The 15137-nt window shown below is 45.3% G+C and carries 12 protein-coding genes and 3 tRNA genes; 7 read left to right on the forward strand and 8 right to left on the reverse strand.

Annotated elements, in window-relative coordinates; all coding sequences use genetic code 11:
* Nucleotides 1-50 precede the first annotated feature (50 nt).
* Nucleotides 51-719, forward strand: coding sequence for a 7-carboxy-7-deazaguanine synthase QueE (queE, locus tag HUB64_RS07075; RefSeq protein WP_131524163.1), 669 nt, complete (start codon nt 51-53; stop codon nt 717-719).
* Between the two features lie 112 nt (nt 720-831).
* Here queE and HUB64_RS07080 read toward each other — a convergent pair whose 3' ends face one another.
* The 4 genes from HUB64_RS07080 to HUB64_RS07095 all read right to left on the reverse strand — a co-directional run bounded on the left by HUB64_RS07080 (nt 832) and on the right by HUB64_RS07095 (nt 2672).
* Nucleotides 832-1977: a PLP-dependent cysteine synthase family protein gene (locus HUB64_RS07080; RefSeq protein WP_173496688.1), complete on the reverse strand. Its 1146-nt coding sequence runs from the start codon at nt 1975-1977 to the stop codon at nt 832-834.
* 227 nt (nt 1978-2204) lie between these two features.
* Nucleotides 2205-2289: transfer RNA gene (locus tag HUB64_RS07085), tRNA-Tyr, on the reverse strand.
* Nucleotides 2290-2431: 142 nt separating this feature from the next.
* Nucleotides 2432-2516, reverse strand: a tRNA-Tyr gene (locus tag HUB64_RS07090).
* 71 nt (nt 2517-2587) lie between these two features.
* Nucleotides 2588-2672 (reverse strand) — tRNA-Tyr (locus HUB64_RS07095).
* A gap of 125 nt (nt 2673-2797) precedes the next feature.
* Here HUB64_RS07095 and HUB64_RS07100 point away from each other — a divergent pair.
* From HUB64_RS07100 to HUB64_RS07110, 3 genes are all read left to right on the forward strand, one after another.
* On the forward strand, nt 2798-3286 hold the full coding sequence (locus HUB64_RS07100) for a VC2046/SO_2500 family protein (RefSeq protein WP_173496689.1): 489 nt from the start codon (nt 2798-2800) through the stop codon (nt 3284-3286).
* Nucleotides 3287-3495: 209 nt separating this feature from the next.
* Nucleotides 3496-3783, forward strand: coding sequence for a DUF406 family protein (locus HUB64_RS07105; protein ID WP_173496690.1), 288 nt, complete (start codon nt 3496-3498; stop codon nt 3781-3783).
* 244 nt (nt 3784-4027) lie between these two features.
* Nucleotides 4028-6211 (forward strand): GGDEF domain-containing phosphodiesterase, encoded by a 2184-nt coding sequence (locus tag HUB64_RS07110; protein WP_173496691.1) that lies wholly within the window; start codon nt 4028-4030, stop codon nt 6209-6211.
* A gap of 150 nt (nt 6212-6361) precedes the next feature.
* Here the strand turns inward: HUB64_RS07110 and HUB64_RS07115 are convergent, their stop codons facing one another.
* Both HUB64_RS07115 and HUB64_RS07120 read right to left on the reverse strand, forming a co-directional pair.
* Complete coding sequence (locus HUB64_RS07115; protein ID WP_131524167.1) at nt 6362-6880, reverse strand: YchJ family protein; 519 nt, start codon at nt 6878-6880, stop codon at nt 6362-6364.
* A gap of 104 nt (nt 6881-6984) precedes the next feature.
* A complete protein-coding gene (locus HUB64_RS07120) occupies nt 6985-7560 on the reverse strand; it encodes a nuclear transport factor 2 family protein (RefSeq protein ID WP_131524168.1) in 576 nt (191 codons plus the stop codon).
* A gap of 118 nt (nt 7561-7678) precedes the next feature.
* On the opposite strand from HUB64_RS07120, the gene smrA reads away from it, so the two are divergent.
* Nucleotides 7679-8269: a DNA endonuclease SmrA gene (smrA, locus tag HUB64_RS07125; RefSeq protein WP_173496692.1), complete on the forward strand. Its 591-nt coding sequence runs from the start codon at nt 7679-7681 to the stop codon at nt 8267-8269.
* Nucleotides 8270-8353: 84 nt separating this feature from the next.
* On the opposite strand, the gene HUB64_RS07130 is transcribed toward smrA, so the two are convergent.
* Nucleotides 8354-10213, reverse strand: coding sequence for a M2 family metallopeptidase (locus tag HUB64_RS07130; protein WP_173244956.1), 1860 nt, complete (start codon nt 10211-10213; stop codon nt 8354-8356).
* 220 nt (nt 10214-10433) lie between these two features.
* Here HUB64_RS07130 and HUB64_RS07135 point away from each other — a divergent pair, with 220 nt between their 5' ends.
* Nucleotides 10434-11072, forward strand: a complete 639-nt coding sequence (locus HUB64_RS07135; RefSeq protein ID WP_028760001.1) for a TetR/AcrR family transcriptional regulator — start codon at nt 10434-10436, stop codon at nt 11070-11072.
* Between the two features lie 16 nt (nt 11073-11088).
* Nucleotides 11089-13368 carry an acyl-CoA dehydrogenase gene (locus tag HUB64_RS07140; RefSeq protein WP_028760000.1) on the forward strand — a complete coding sequence of 760 codons (2280 nt, stop codon included), beginning with the start codon at nt 11089-11091 and terminating at the stop codon, nt 13366-13368.
* A 242-nt stretch (nt 13369-13610) separates the two neighbouring features.
* On the opposite strand, the gene pyk is transcribed toward HUB64_RS07140, so the two are convergent.
* Nucleotides 13611-15050, reverse strand: a complete 1440-nt coding sequence (gene pyk, locus HUB64_RS07145; protein ID WP_105252459.1) for a pyruvate kinase — start codon at nt 15048-15050, stop codon at nt 13611-13613.
* Between the last annotated feature and the right edge of the window lie 87 nt (nt 15051-15137).

Consider the following 15137-nt stretch of genomic DNA (forward strand, 5'->3'; position numbering starts at 1 on the left):
TCAAGCTAAAATCCACTATAAATGCCGCCCCAGAAAAGTGGAACGTCAGTATGAATTACCCTGTCAACGAAGTATTTGAAACCATTCAAGGTGAAGGTGTATTTACCGGAGTGCCCGCCATATTTGTCCGCCTACAAGGTTGTCCCGTGGGATGTGCTTGGTGCGATACGAAACAGACATGGGATGTACTTGAAGCCAATAAGGTCTCGCCAGAGCAAGTGATTACCGTGGACGGCACCATTGGTCGCTGGGCTGATCATACGGCGCAAAGTCTTATTGCTGCTTTTCACGCTAAAGGTTTTACTGCGCGGCATATCGTGATCACCGGCGGTGAGCCTTGTATGTACGATTTACGCGAATTAACCGAGACCTTGCACAGCCAAGGTTTTGCGACTCAAATCGAAACCAGTGGCACCTTCGAAATCAACTGTGCCGATGACACTTGGGTGACAGTATCACCCAAGGTGAACATGAAAGGGGGCTATCAGGTATTAGCACAGGCGCTGAACCGTGCCAATGAGATTAAGCATCCTATCGCCACTGAAAATCACATCGATGAACTTGATGAGTTACTGCATGACATCGATATTTCAGCGAAAACGATTTGCCTGCAGCCGATTAGTCAAAAGCCTAGAGCGACAGAACTGGCGATGAAAGTGTGTATCGCCCGTAATTGGCGCTTATCGATCCAGACCCATAAGTATTTGAATATTGATTAATGCTAATCTGCAAAGCATAAAAAACGCCTCACAGTTGTGGGGCGTTTTTTATGATGGATGTTTTGTGGATTCTAAACCTAACGACTTAAGATAAGGTTTTTAATACAGTTGCTTAATCAAGTTCACTTAACTGGCCGAAATGATTAAATGCTGCAAGTTGGCGCTGATAGGGCGCAATATCGCCGATGTTAGCTGTAATCCAATCTGTATCGTAATAAGTATCAAGATAACGCTCACCCGAGTCACAAATGAGGGTCACTATTGAGCCTTGCTCTCCGCGTGCTTGCATTTGTACTGCAAGTTGCAATGCACCGTACAGGTTGGTTCCTGTGGATGCGCCGGTTTTACGGCCAATCAATTGTTCTAACCAATGAATTGTCGCCACTGATGCGGCGTCGGGAATTTGCAGCATAGTATCGACAACTCCAGGAATAAACGATGGCTCGACTCTCGGTCGACCTATGCCTTCAATCTTACTGCCATTGCAACAGGTTAAGCTGGCATCGCCGCTCTGATAGAAATCAAAAAAAACGGAGTTTTGCGGGTCGACCACGCAAAGTTGTGTCGCCAACCTTTGATAGCGAATGTAACGGCCTATGGTCGCCGATGTGCCGCCAGTGCCTGGGCTCATCACTATCCAGCGCGGGATAGTGTGTGGCTCGCGCTCCATCTGATTGAAAATCGAGTTAGCGATATTGTTGTTGCCACGCCAGTCGGTTGCACGCTCGGCGTAGGTGAATTGATCCATATAATGGCCGCCTAGCTCTGCGGCAAGGCGCGCCGATTCGGCGTAAATCTCACTGGAATGATCGACAAAATGACATTGACCGCCATAGAAAGTGATCTGCTCAATCTTCTTTTTAGCTGTGCTTTTGGGCATCACGGCAATAAAAGGTAAACCGAGTAAACGGGCAAAATAGGCTTCAGAAATCGCTGTGCTGCCCGATGAGGATTCGATAATCGGCGTGCTTTGCTTAATCCAGCCGTTACACAGGGCATAGAGGAAGAGTGAGCGGGCGAGGCGATGCTTTAAGCTGCCTGTCGGGTGGGTACTTTCATCTTTAAGATAAATATCTATGCCATCGAGCATAGGTAATTCAAGCTTAATCAAGTGTGTATCGGCGCTGCGCTGAAAATCCGCTTCAATCTTGCCTATCGCGTGGGCTTCCCATGTGGGGCAGAGTCTGTGAGCGCTGTGAGAATCCACTGGTGGTTGAATCGTGTTAGAAATCATAGTAGTCACATCGAAAGGGATCATTTTCAGAGCATATCACAGGGACGGGCAAAGCGGTTTTATTGGATGAGCTTGAAGTCATTCGCTTAAAGTAGAGCACGACGTAATTGAAATCAAAAATGTCGTCCACCAAGAAGTTTACTTAATATAGAAATGCCAAGAATTTAATCAGATTAAGCTGGAACAGTCAGATTAAGTTGGAACAGACTAAGCGGAAGTGGAACAAGAAGGATATGCGAGAGTGAAAGAAATGGTGGAGGGAGAAGGATTCGAACCTTCGAAGGCTGAGCCGTCAGATTTACAGTCTGATCCCTTTGGCCACTCGGGAACCCCTCCACAAACTTTTTTTTTAGCTTTACAACTAACTTTTAAAATTGTCTTTCAAAACATCATCAATAACAGACTTATTTATCAAGACAAAACTAAACATTGGCCATGTTTAGTCTTTGAAAATGATTCTCTGCGTTAGAGATAAAGATGGTGGAGGGAGAAGGATTCGAACCTTCGAAGGCTGAGCCGTCAGATTTACAGTCTGATCCCTTTGGCCACTCGGGAACCCCTCCACGAATACCTTTAACGCTTTTGTAAAACTCTACATCATTTTCGAATAACACGATAAAACTTGCAGTGCAAATGGTGGAGGGAGAAGGATTCGAACCTTCGAAGGCTGAGCCGTCAGATTTACAGTCTGATCCCTTTGGCCACTCGGGAACCCCTCCTCAATTGCGGCCGCCATAGTAGTCAGAAACCTTTTCCATGTAAATACCCAATTTAAAAATATTCCTAAAGTTATGTATCAAATGGTCGATTAACTAACAACGAATTGTTTTGACGATGTTTTTTTATGCAAATTGATGTTCCTTTAGTCAACGAAGCCCAAATTGGCACCCGCTTAAACGCGGCGATAGAAAACGACAGACGGGGCGAATTCGCCCTGTTGCTGTCGTTACTGTCGGTTGACGCTCGGGACATGGCACAATTCCAATGGCAAAATGAACTTGATATGGCGCAAAAATTACAACGTCAGTTCGAATTGCCACCGCAGCAAAGTTTAATGGCGGATTTATCGTCTGCTGAACCAGTGGTTGATAACAGCAGTATTTTTATGTCTCAAGGTCCACGTGCGTTTCAATTACAACAAGCATTGCGACCGGAAGCCTTAGTCATCCGTGGCGGCGAGCCAGTCGCAATGGCAGAAGCGTTAAGTAACTGTGACCATGTCACTCAGCTGAGACAAAGGGGCCAATTAACCGCACCCAAAGTCGAGATCATGCACTTTGCTGATCAATTGGCAATCCAACGTAATCTTGTGCCTTTGCTCGCCTCAGCCTAAGGCAGTCTTCCCGCAAGTGATCTTCAATACCCATCGGGTCAATCTAATCCATTTCTATAAATAAGCGTGAGCTAAAGCCAGTTATCTTGAAGCTTAATTACCTATAATTCGTATTTAACCTATCGAGTTAAAATTTACCGCGTTAAAAATTTAACGAGCATATTTTAGTGATGCCGTTAATCAGTCGCTCTATACATTAAGGAATACAGATGAAAGGCATAATAGAAGCACAGAGCCCGACAGTGAATGACACTTGCACCGATTGCGGCAGCTTTGTCGATATCGGCGCCGTTATTGATGAACACGATACGTTATTGACGTTAAATTTTGTTGGCGATAGCGCTCAAGCGGATGCCAAAAGCATGGCAACACGCGCTCAAACTCGATTTGCTGAAGTACAAACTGAATTTGTGACTAAAGCTGAAGGCGTCGACTTACTGCTGACCTTCAATGTCAGCGCGGAAAAAATGATTTTTCAATTGGAAAACGGCCTGTAATTTTTAAAGCAGCACTTTAGTTTTTAGTCGGTTATGGATATCCGGAAATCGCGCTAATTGCCTAAAAATGCTGCTATTGTTAACCAAATTGTAATAAATTGTGCCACATGTTGCTGTGCTTACAACAGTTAGTGTAATCTGCCTCCAAATAAGAATAATTCAATCAGCTTAATTCCACATTTTGAGGTAAGTTTGCTAACAGCAAAGACCTTTAGCCCAACACGAAGTTTTGTAGGGAACCAGCGTGAAGCGACGTCAGCATCAGCATTTATTGGAGTCTTTGGTACAGTCAACTGCAAAACAGCAGGGCGATTTCACAAAGACGGCAGAGTTAACCACAGAGTTGTTGTGCCAGAATTTAGCGGTTTCTTTGGTATCAGTGTGGACTTTTTCATCTGATCAACAAACCCAATCACTCGTCGCACAATTTGGTTCTATGATGTTGCAAGACATTCATAGACCTAAGTTATTACAAGATTGCCCCCGGTATGTACACGAGCTCAAAACTTTGCGCCATATCGATGCAGGCAATGCCCTGACCGATCCACGTTTAAGTGAATTGGCTGAGTGCTATTTTATCCCGCGGCAAATCAACTCGAGTCTTGACATCGCCATTCGCATCAATGGTCATCTTGAAGGTGTGCTCTGCATTGAGCGGGCACAATTGACTCCCCACTGGCATGACAGTGAAATTCACCTCGCGTGCCAGATGGCCGACCAATTAGCCCTGACCTTAGCGACAAAGCACAGCTACGATAAAGAAGAAAGCTTAAGTTTATTTCGCTGTGCCACTGAACAATCGCGACAAATCAGTATGTTAATTAATCTGCATACTGAAAAAGTCGAGTATGTGAATCAGGCGCACAGTAAAATCACCGGCATGCCCCGTGAGCAGATTATCGGCGCGAATATTCGTGAGTTGGCTTTTTTCAAGCAGCATGCCCAGTTAGCCGAGCAAACCCTAGCGCAAATCTTTAGGGGCGAAATTGCCAAAGGCGAAGTGCAGTTTAGTCGCGCCGATGGCAGTCGTTATTGGCTGACATACGTGCTGAGTCAGTTCATTACCGATCGCGGTAATCATTATGCCTTGGTCTCGTGTGAAGAAAATACCGACGAGCATAACTATAAGTCAGAGCTTGAACGGCTTGCTTGGCGTTGTGGATTAACGGGACTCCATAACCGTACTCATTTTAATCGAGTCCTTGAACGTACCACGAAGGGACTGTTGTTATTAGTTGATTTAGTGGGATTTAAGCGTTTTAACGATACCTATGGTCATGAAAATGGCGATAGCTTGTTGATAGAAATTGCCCGCCGTTTGAAACATTTTTCTGAGATTAATAAGGCCACCGAAATTGCCCGCGTCGGCAGCGATGAATTTGCAGTGCTATTGACCGATGATAATGCGGTTTACGATCTCGATTATTTTAGTACTCGCCTGTATCAACATCTTGCTATGCCTATTTTAATCGGCCGCGAGCAAGTCGAACCAAAGCCTGCTTTAGCTGTGGTTGATATTGCCTCTGTGGCGAGTTTGTTTGCCCCATTAACCTGTGCCGATATTGCAGTGCAGTATGCTAAAAAGAAAAAAGGCACTGCAATCCAAGTATTTAACAGCACGTTATTGAGTGCATTTAAAGAGGATGCGCAGATAGAACGTGATTTACACAGTGCGATCCGTGGTCGTCAGTTTGAGCTTTATTATCAGCCTCTGAGGGATCTTGAGCAGAATACCTATATTGGCGCCGAAGCCTTAATCCGTTGGCACCACCCTAAAAGAGGCGTGTTATTTCCAGCTTCCTTTATTGATATTGCTGAGCAGTCGGGGATGATTAATTCTATCGGCAGCTGGGTTTTAGAGGCCGCATGTCGACAGTTAAACCTATGGCAGCATCATAATGCAGATATGACCATGCATGTGAATGTGTCGGCCCGCCAGTTCTTCAGTGGTAATTTATTCGAGCAAGTGTGGCAGTTGTTGACGCGTTATCGCTTGAAACCTAAGACGTTAATCTTAGAGATCACTGAGACTGAATTGATGGGTGATATTCGCCACGCGACCTTGTTATGCCAAGAATTAGCGGAATTAGGCGTAGGGCTCGCGATTGACGATTTTGGGACGGGTTACTGCTCTATGCGTTATTTGAAGCAGTTTCCGATCAGTAAACTTAAGATTGATCGTTCGTTTATTTCAGATCTTACCGTCAGCCGCGAAAGTCGCGAAATTGTGTCAGCCATTATCGCCATGGCGAATGCATTAAATATATCTTTGACGGCAGAAGGGGTTGAAACCCTTGAGCAAGAAGCATTTTTAGCGAAAAGTTTTTGTCATCAGGCGCAGGGTTATCTCTATAGCCCTGCATTACGGGAGCCTGAGTTTGCACAATTTATCTTGTCGGCTAAAAGTGCTTCGGTCATAACCCACTAAGTCACAATTATTTCAAATGTGCTGCTCACGATAAAATAAAGGCAACCTAGGTTTGTAATCTAGGTTGCCTTTATTATTCATCTCTGTGCTTGTTCAATCAGCACTATAAACCTTCATCGTCATTCTCTAGTGCAGTTCAGCACTGTATATCTATCGAGATTTTAAACAGCATTGTTTGAATTTTTTGCCACTATGGCAAATACAGAGATCATTTCTACCAGGCAATTTAGCCGTCATTTGCTGGCCTTGGCTGTAATACCAGCGACTTGCTTGATAGATGAATTCGGATCGCTCATAGATAGCATCAATTTCACCATCGAGCTTATACCAAGCTTTAAAAGTAACAGTGCCATGTCGTTGTTCAGCTATCGCCGCTTGAGCATTGTGGATTGGTGTTTCAGTACTGCTCTGTACATCTAATCCTAACCAATGTGGATGAGGACCAGTAGTGAGGCTCGTGAGAGTAAGGCCATTTAGATGGTCAGGGTGATGTGTTTTTAAAATGTAATCAAAATTTTTCAATACAAATGCGCAGTAGCGTGAGCGCATAAGCTGTTCAGGTGTACGGGCAATCACTTGCCCAGTGTCTACATGCGTATGCAGTGGACCACAGCAATCTTGATAGCTTATCCCACTGCTACAGGGGCAGGCTTGTGTAGTTATAGTCATGTTAGCTAAATCTTTAATTTAATTGTATTTGTTTAAATTTATTCGATTTCTATCTAAATGCGTTAGATGTGAGATAGTCCATTTAAACGTAATCGGCATTAATATTAGGGTAATTTTTTACCCGCAGGTAAAGGCGGAAATTGGCGACCATAATATAAGTTAGGTACCGGTTTCGCATTCAGATAATAGCTAGGTTCTGCGCGGTTATTGGTATCTAAGCTCACTTTCCATTGGGTGGATGAGACTTTTTCTGAACCAATAGCAAACTTGCCCGCAAATTCACTCACAGGTTCGCCGGTTTCTTGTGCTGGGTAAAATCGAACCAAATAATAGCCTGTATCTATGGCACCATTACCGATAATTTTGCGTTTAGTAATGCGAAAATCCACGTCGATAGTGGCTTTTTTGGCGCGGATTTTATCGAAAAACTTCTTGTAAATGGCGATAATATTGTCTCGTCCATAGTAAATTTCTTTACTTTGACTTTCAGATAAGTAGCTAGCGTCATCAGCGTAAATCTCACGGGTCACCTCGGGGGACAATTGATTAAAAGCGCTAATAAACAAAGGATAATTAGCGTTGATCAATTGATCATCAGTGGATTTTGTATGAGTTTTAGCTGGATTGGCTAAGCTTGGCAGTGACAATAAGCACATCAGGACTAGCGGCAAAAATTTCATTACTTTATTCTAATCTGGCAATCATGGCGTCACTATAATGGAGGCGCTCGCTGAACTAAAGCCTTGAATGTTTACAAAGTGTGTTTCTATACAAGAGTGTGAAGTAAAGGAGCTTGCCATGCTGGATGATGAATCAGCACTGTTTTTTGAGGAAATGGCTGGAGTCGTGCCACTAAAAGGCGATATGCCAGTGGTAAATTTAGCACCGAAAGCGTTGACGGCTGAGCAAATACACAGACGCGATGCTTTACAACGGGAAGTCTTCCTAGCGTCTATGCCACTGGATTTAAAAGTATTTCCACAGCAAGCGCCAGATGACATTGTGAGCTTTAAGCGTGAGGGGGTACAAGGCGGCGTTTTTAAACGACTCCGAATGGGGCAATACAGCATCAAGATGGAGCTTGATGTGCATGCTTATCGGTTAAACCAAGCTCGTGATGCCGTCCTTAACTATTTACTGGCAGCGCAGGCACATGGTGAACGCTGTGTCATGTTGATCCACGGTAAAGGCTATCAGAGTCAACCCTTTGCGGGATTGCTCAAATCCGCTGTGTGCTATTGGTTATCACAACTCGACATGGTGCTTGCCTATCATTCGGCGAAAACCGAGCAGGGCGGTGCTGGGGCACTTTATGTGATGTTAACTAAGTCAGAACAGCTCAAGCTTGAAAACCGTGAAGCTAATCGTAAAGGCATGGGATGGCGTTAGATTAAACAGATAAGTATTGAATAAAAATGCCCAATTTTATTGGGCATTTTGTTTTATGTTATTGGGTGATGATTTAACGAACCCTTACCAACCACACTGGCGGTTTGCGGTGGTATTTTGCTCATCTAACCATGTTTTAAGTGGGGCGAAGTAATCGAGCACCGCTTTTGCATCCATCGTTTCTTTGCCTGTGACTTCTTTCAATGCTTCTGGCCAAGGTTTACTTAAGCCTAACTCGAGCATCTTATTGAGTTTCTCTCCCGCGGCTTGATTACCATAAATACTGCATCTGTGTACCGGACCTTTATCGCCTGCAGTTTCACACAGCGCTTGATGGAATTGGAATTGCAAAATATGCGCTAGGAAGTAACGGGTGTAGGGTACATTGCCTGGTACATGGTATTTAGCACCCGGATCAAAATCTGCTTCACTACGTTCAGTCGGTGCTTTTACGCCTTGGTATTTTTCCCTCAGATCCCACCAAGCTTGGTTATATTGGGCAGGCGTGATTTCGCCGCTAAACACTTTCCAGCGCCACTGATCTATCATCAGGCCAAAGGGCAAGAAAGCAATTTTGTCTAAGGCTTGTTTTAGTAAGAGGCCGATATCCTTAGATGCATCAGGTACTTCTTCTAATAAGCCGATTTGCTTTAAATAGCTTGGCGTAATCGACAGTGCTATTGTGTCACCAATTGCTTCATGGAAACCATCGTTAGCGCTGTTTTTAAACAGGAATGGTTGTTGCTTATAAGCGCGTTGATAGAAGTTATGCCCAAGTTCGTGGTGGATAACGCTAAAATCTTCGGCAGTTTTTTGGATACACATTTTAATGCGGATATCGTCGAGATTATCGAGATCCCACGCCGAAGCGTGACAAACCACATCACGGTCCTTTGGCTGAACGAATAGAGAACGTGCCCAAAAACTTTCTGGCAATGGTGCGAACCCTAATGATGTGAAGAAGCCTTCGGCTTGTTTCACCATTTTATGCTCGTCATAGCCTTTCTTTGCCAGTAACTCAGTGACATCGTAACCCGGATCAGCATTGTTAGGGGCGACGAGATCATACACATTACCCCATTGCTGGGCCCACATGTTGCCAAGTAAGTGTGCCGGGATGGGGCCTGTGGTCGGTGCGACGGTATCGCCGTACTCTTTATTCAATTCTCCCCGCACGTAGCAGTGCAAGGACTCATAAAGTGGCTTAACTTGGCCCCAAAGACGGTCGAGTTCCTGTGAAAAGTCATCGGGCTTCATATCATATTGACTGCGCCATAGTTCAGACAGGTTGGCATAACCGAGATCCTTTGCGCCTTCATTGGCCAGTTCAACTTCGCGTTGAAACAAGGGGCGCATGGGTTTAGCGATTTCACGCCAGCCTTTCCACGCTTCCAGTAATTTTACGGGATCACGTGATTCGGCCATTAAGCTCGATAGCTCAGGCTGAGTCATACACTTGCCGTCGGCAAAACAGTATTTTCCTTTGCCGTACAAGCCATTTAATTCTGAACTAATTTGCGCCAGCTCGGTATTTTTCGCAGGATCGAGCGGCGCGGGTAACACTAACGCACTGCGCAGGATATTGAGCTTGCGGGCATTAACGGGATCGAGTTGCACATTGGCGTACTTCGCCGCCTCGGTTGCAAATTTTACCGACGCGGCACTGACCTTTTCGCCGACTGCGGCAGACAGGGCCGCGGTATCATCAGTAATAAAGTTGCTGTAAATCCACTCGGCGCGATTAGATTCAATCGATAATTCGGCCATCTTGGCTTCAGCATCATTAATAAAAGCAATGGCTTGTGCTTTATCTGGGGCGGTATTGATGACAGCTGCTGTAGCTGTTTTGTCTGTTTTACTTTGTGCATCATTACAGGCCGTTAATCCCAGCGCGAGTGCCACTGTGAGGGCGATTTTACTGCGACGATTCAATGAAATAACCATGTCTAGTTGTCCTTGTTGTTTTTGTGTTACACAGTTTACCTAAACCACTGGGTTATTGCACAAGGGTTAATTGACTTGTTTTTAACACTTATTCGGACATGTACGACATACCGCTTGTATCACAGACTAGAAAGCGGTGAATTTGTCCAATTTTTGTTTGACATCCTAGGTGCCAATGTTTAATTTAAACGAGTGTTTTAAATTAATTCAAGGTCACGGAATGGCAAGTCGATCCGATACAAAAACTAGAATACTTGATGCCGCAGAAAAACTGTTCGCCGAACGGGGCTTTTCTGAGACTTCCTTGCGACTCATTACCAGCAAAGCTGAGGTGAATTTAGCATCGGTCAATTATCACTTTGGTTCTAAAAAAGAGCTGATCCGTGCAGTGTTAGCCCGCTATTTAGACGTATTTATGCCTGCTGCTTCAAGCCAAATTCACCGTTTAAATGCCGCTCCAGCACAAGCTACACTCGAAGAGATCCTGTCTTCTTTGGTCGATCCTTTATTGGATTTAAACGCGCTACGTACCGAAGGTACCACGATCTTCCTGCAGCTTTTAGGCCGTGGCTATATCGAAAGCCAAGGGCATTTACGTTGGTTTATTACTACCCATTACGGCCAGCATCTCGATGCTTTTGTTAAAGCCGTTTCGGCCAGTGCACCACATATTCCACCCGCTGAAATGTTTTGGCGCTTACACTTTACCTTAGGCACTATCGTGTTCACTATGGCGTCCGCTGATGCCCTAAATGACATTGCTGCTGCTGAGTTTGGTGAGCATAACGACATCGAAGCCGTGATCCGTAAAGTGATCCCCTACATGGCGGCTGGTGTATCAGTCCCCGTTTCTTCTTAATTAAAAGGTCTTGATAATGTTGACGATTATAATTCTTGCCCTGATAGCCATTGTCGTGTTGTTTGCGGTGAAAAATATCCGGATGCAGTTTATTACCCGCCCAGTTTTTAGTTTTTTCAAGAAGGTCTTGCCGCCACTTTCAGATACCGAGCGCGAAGCGATGGAAGCCGGTGATGTCTGGTGGGAAGGGGAGTTATTCCGCGGAAATCCTAACTGGAATACCTTGCACAGCTACGGTAAGCCGACGCTGACAGCTGAAGAAAAAGATTTTATTGATAATCAAGTAATGACAGCACTGACGATGATCGATGATTTCGACATAGTGCATAACCGCAAGGATTTACCGCCAGAGCTGTGGGAATACTTTAAGAAAGAAGGTTTCTTCGCACTGATCATTCCGAAGAAATTTGGTGGTAAAGCTTTCTCTGCCTATGCAAACTCGACCATTGTCAGCAAATTAGCCAGCCGTAGCGTAAGCGCTGCTGTGACTGTGATGGTGCCGAACTCTTTAGGCCCAGGTGAGTTGCTGACCCACTATGGTACGAGCGAGCAGAAAGAACGCTGGTTACCTGCTTTAGCTAAAGGCGATGAAATTCCTTGTTTTGCATTAACTGGTCCAGAAGCGGGCAGTGATGCCGGCGCTATCCCCGATGTAGGTATTGTGTGTCGTGATATTTTCAACGGCGAAGAAATGCTTGGGCTTAAACTTACATGGGATAAGCGTTATATCACGCTGGCTCCTGTAGCAACAGTGCTGGGTTTAGCGTTCCAAATGCGCGATCCTGAAGGTCTGCTTGGCGATAAGAAAAACTTAGGCATTACCTGTGCGTTGATCCCAACGGATCATCCTGGTGTGGTTATTGGTCGTCGTCATAATCCGCTGGGAATGGCGTTTATGAACGGTACTACTCAAGGTAAAGAAGTGTTTATTCCGCTCGATTGGATTATCGGTGGCCCTGAGTTTGCTGGTAAAGGCTGGCGTATGCTGGTTGAGTGTTTGTCAGCGGGCCGCGGTATTTCATTGCCAGCATTGGCAACGGCTTCTGGTCACATGGCGACGAAGACGACAACGGCTTACAGCTATGTGCGTCACCAGTTTGGAATGGCAATTGGTCAGTTTGAAGGGGTGCAAGAAGCGCTGGCGCGTATTATTGCCAACACTTATCAGTTAGAAGCCGCACGCCGTTTAACAACCACGGGTATCGATCTTAAAGTCAAACCTTCTGTCGTGACCGCGATAGCTAAGTACCACATGACTGAATTAGGCCGTTCAGTGATGAACGATGCCATGGATATTCAATCGGGTAAGGGCATTCAATTAGGACCTAAAAACTATTTAGGCCACCCTTATATGTCGAATCCAATTTCGATCACTGTGGAAGGCGCGAATATTCTAACCCGCTCGTTGATGATTTTTGGTCAAGGTGCGACTCGCTGCCATCCATACGTGCTCGCCGAAATGGAAGCCGCAGCGATGGAAAACCAACATGAAGCCTTAGAGCGTTTTGATGCGTTATTAATGGGTCACATGGGTTATGCCACGCGTAATGCTTTCAGTGCTTTGTTTAGCGCGTTAAGCGGTAGCCGTTTTGGCAGTGCGCCAGTGAGCGGTGAAACTAAGCAGTACTATAAAGATATGTCGCGTATTTCGTCTGCATTAGCCTTAATGACAGATTTATCTATGCTGATCATGGGCGGCGATTTAAAACGCAAAGAAATGCTGTCTGCACGTATGGGTGATGTGCTCAGCCAGTTGTATTTAGGCTCAGCGACCTTGAAGTTATTTGAAGATAATGGCCGTCAACAGGACGATTTGCCTGCGGTACGTTATGTAATGGCCAATCGTTTGCACTTGGCGGCTAAAGCGTTGGAAGACACGATTCGTAACTTCCCGAGCCGTCCTGTGGCCTGGTTACTGCGCGGCTTAATTTTCCCGCTGGGTAATCACTTCACTGCACCGAGCGACAAAATGGCGACCGATTTAGTTAGCGGTATGTTGAAGCCTGGCCCTGCTCGTGAACGTATTACTTTCTTATGTCCTGAATTTGAAGGGGATAAGGGCGGTATTGCTGAAGTAGAGCAAGCATTTATCGCGCAATATGCCTGTAAAGATATCTATAAAAAACTGAAGAAAGCGCAGCGTGCCGGTGAGTTGCCAGCAAAAGTGCCGAATCTAGTCTTGTTTGCAAAAGCACTCGAGACTGGCGTTATCACTGCCGACGAAGAACAAAAGTTACAGCATGCTGATAAGCTGCGCTTAGCGGCAATTAATGTGAATGATTTCGAAGCGTTATAGTGATTGCTAGTGTTTGATGTTCGCGTTTAATGTTAATGCAGTTTGGTCTAAGCGGTGTTAAGTTCGATAGCTAAGCCGTTTGGGCCGCTTAGATTTCCTTCAGCAATGAGAACCTGACAAATTTCCATCAACAGAAATAAGCACTTACAGAAAACAGTCAATATAAAAAACCACCTTCATGAGGTGGTTTTTTATTGGCTGTTTTCTAACGAGCTTGAGTTGTTAGAGGAAGCTTAAGCAACTTAAGCTACGATCAACACTTTACAGGTGTTAGTGCCGCCGATCGTTTCCATTGCATCGCCTTTGGTCATCAGCACCATATCACCGCTATTCAAATAACCAGCCGCTGTTAATGCTTCTAACGCTTTTTGCGCTAGCTCATCGGCTGGGTGGATAGTTGAATCGAAGTAGATTGGTAACACGCCGCGGTACAAGGCCATTTTGGCTAGGGTTGTTGCGTGACGTGATAAACCCAAGATTGGCAGTGAAGAACTGATACGAGACATCAACTGTGGTGTTGCACCTGATTCAGTCAGAGCGATAATTGCCTTAACGCCTTCTAGGTGGTTTGCTGCATACATAGTTGATAGCGCAATGGTCTCTTCAACTGAAGTGAAACGCACATCTAATCTATGTTTAGACACAATCACACTTGGGTGAGATTCAGCGCCAACACACACATTTGCCATTGCCTTAACGGTTTCTTCTGGGAAGTCACCGGCAGCAGTTTCAGCAGATAACATCACAGCATCGGTACCATCAAGCACAGCGTTCGCCACGTCCATTACTTCGGCGCGGGTTGGCATTGGGCTTGAAATCATCGATTCCATCATCTGGGTGGCAGTGATGACGACTTTATTCAGTTGGCGTGAACGGGCGATTAACTTCTTTTGTACTGCAACGAGTGCTGCATCACCAATTTCAACACCTAAGTCACCACGGGCAACCATAACAACGTCAGACGCTAAGATAACATCATCCATAGCGGCATCGGTCGCAACCGCTTCAGCACGTTCAACTTTAGCAACGATCAACGCATTACAACCTGCTTGACGGGCAAGATCGCGTGCATAGTCCAAGTCAGCACCACTGCGCGGGAAAGACACGGCTAAATAATCCACTTGGATCATTGCTGCAGTGAGAATGTCAGCCTTGTCTTTTTCGGTCAGCGCAGCAGCAGAAAGTCCGCCGCCTTGTTTGTTAATACCTTTGTTGTTAGATAAAGGGCCTGCCACAGTCACTGTGGTATGCACTTTACGGCCTTCAACACGCTCAACGCGTAATTGAACACGGCCATCATCTAACATCAGGATATCACCAACAGTCACATCGTCTGGCAATTGCTTGTAATCGATACCCACTTGGGTCTCGTCGCCTTCACCTTTGGCTAACTCGGCATCAAGTACATAGGCTTGACCTAATACGAGTTGTACTTTCTTATTGTCTTTGAAAGTAGAAACGCGGATTTTAGGGCCTTGTAAGTCACCAAGAATGGCCACATGAACGCCTAACTCTTTAGCGATTTCGCGCGCTTGAGTTGCTCGTTTTAGATGATCTTCGGGGGAACCGTGGGAGAAATTAAGACGTACAACGTTTGCACCTGCCGCGATGATGCGGCGTAGGTTATCATCACGATCGGTAGCGGGACCTAGAGTGGTGACGATTTTGGTTCTGCGGAACATAAGGATACTCCGTTAAAGTTAAAAAAAATCTTGGGACTATATTACCATGCAATTCCAAATTTTGTAGTAAAGTTACAATCAAATTGA

Source organism: Shewanella sp. ISTPL2 (assembly GCF_013283205.1).
Classification (GTDB): Bacteria; Pseudomonadota; Gammaproteobacteria; order Enterobacterales; family Shewanellaceae; genus Shewanella; species Shewanella oncorhynchi.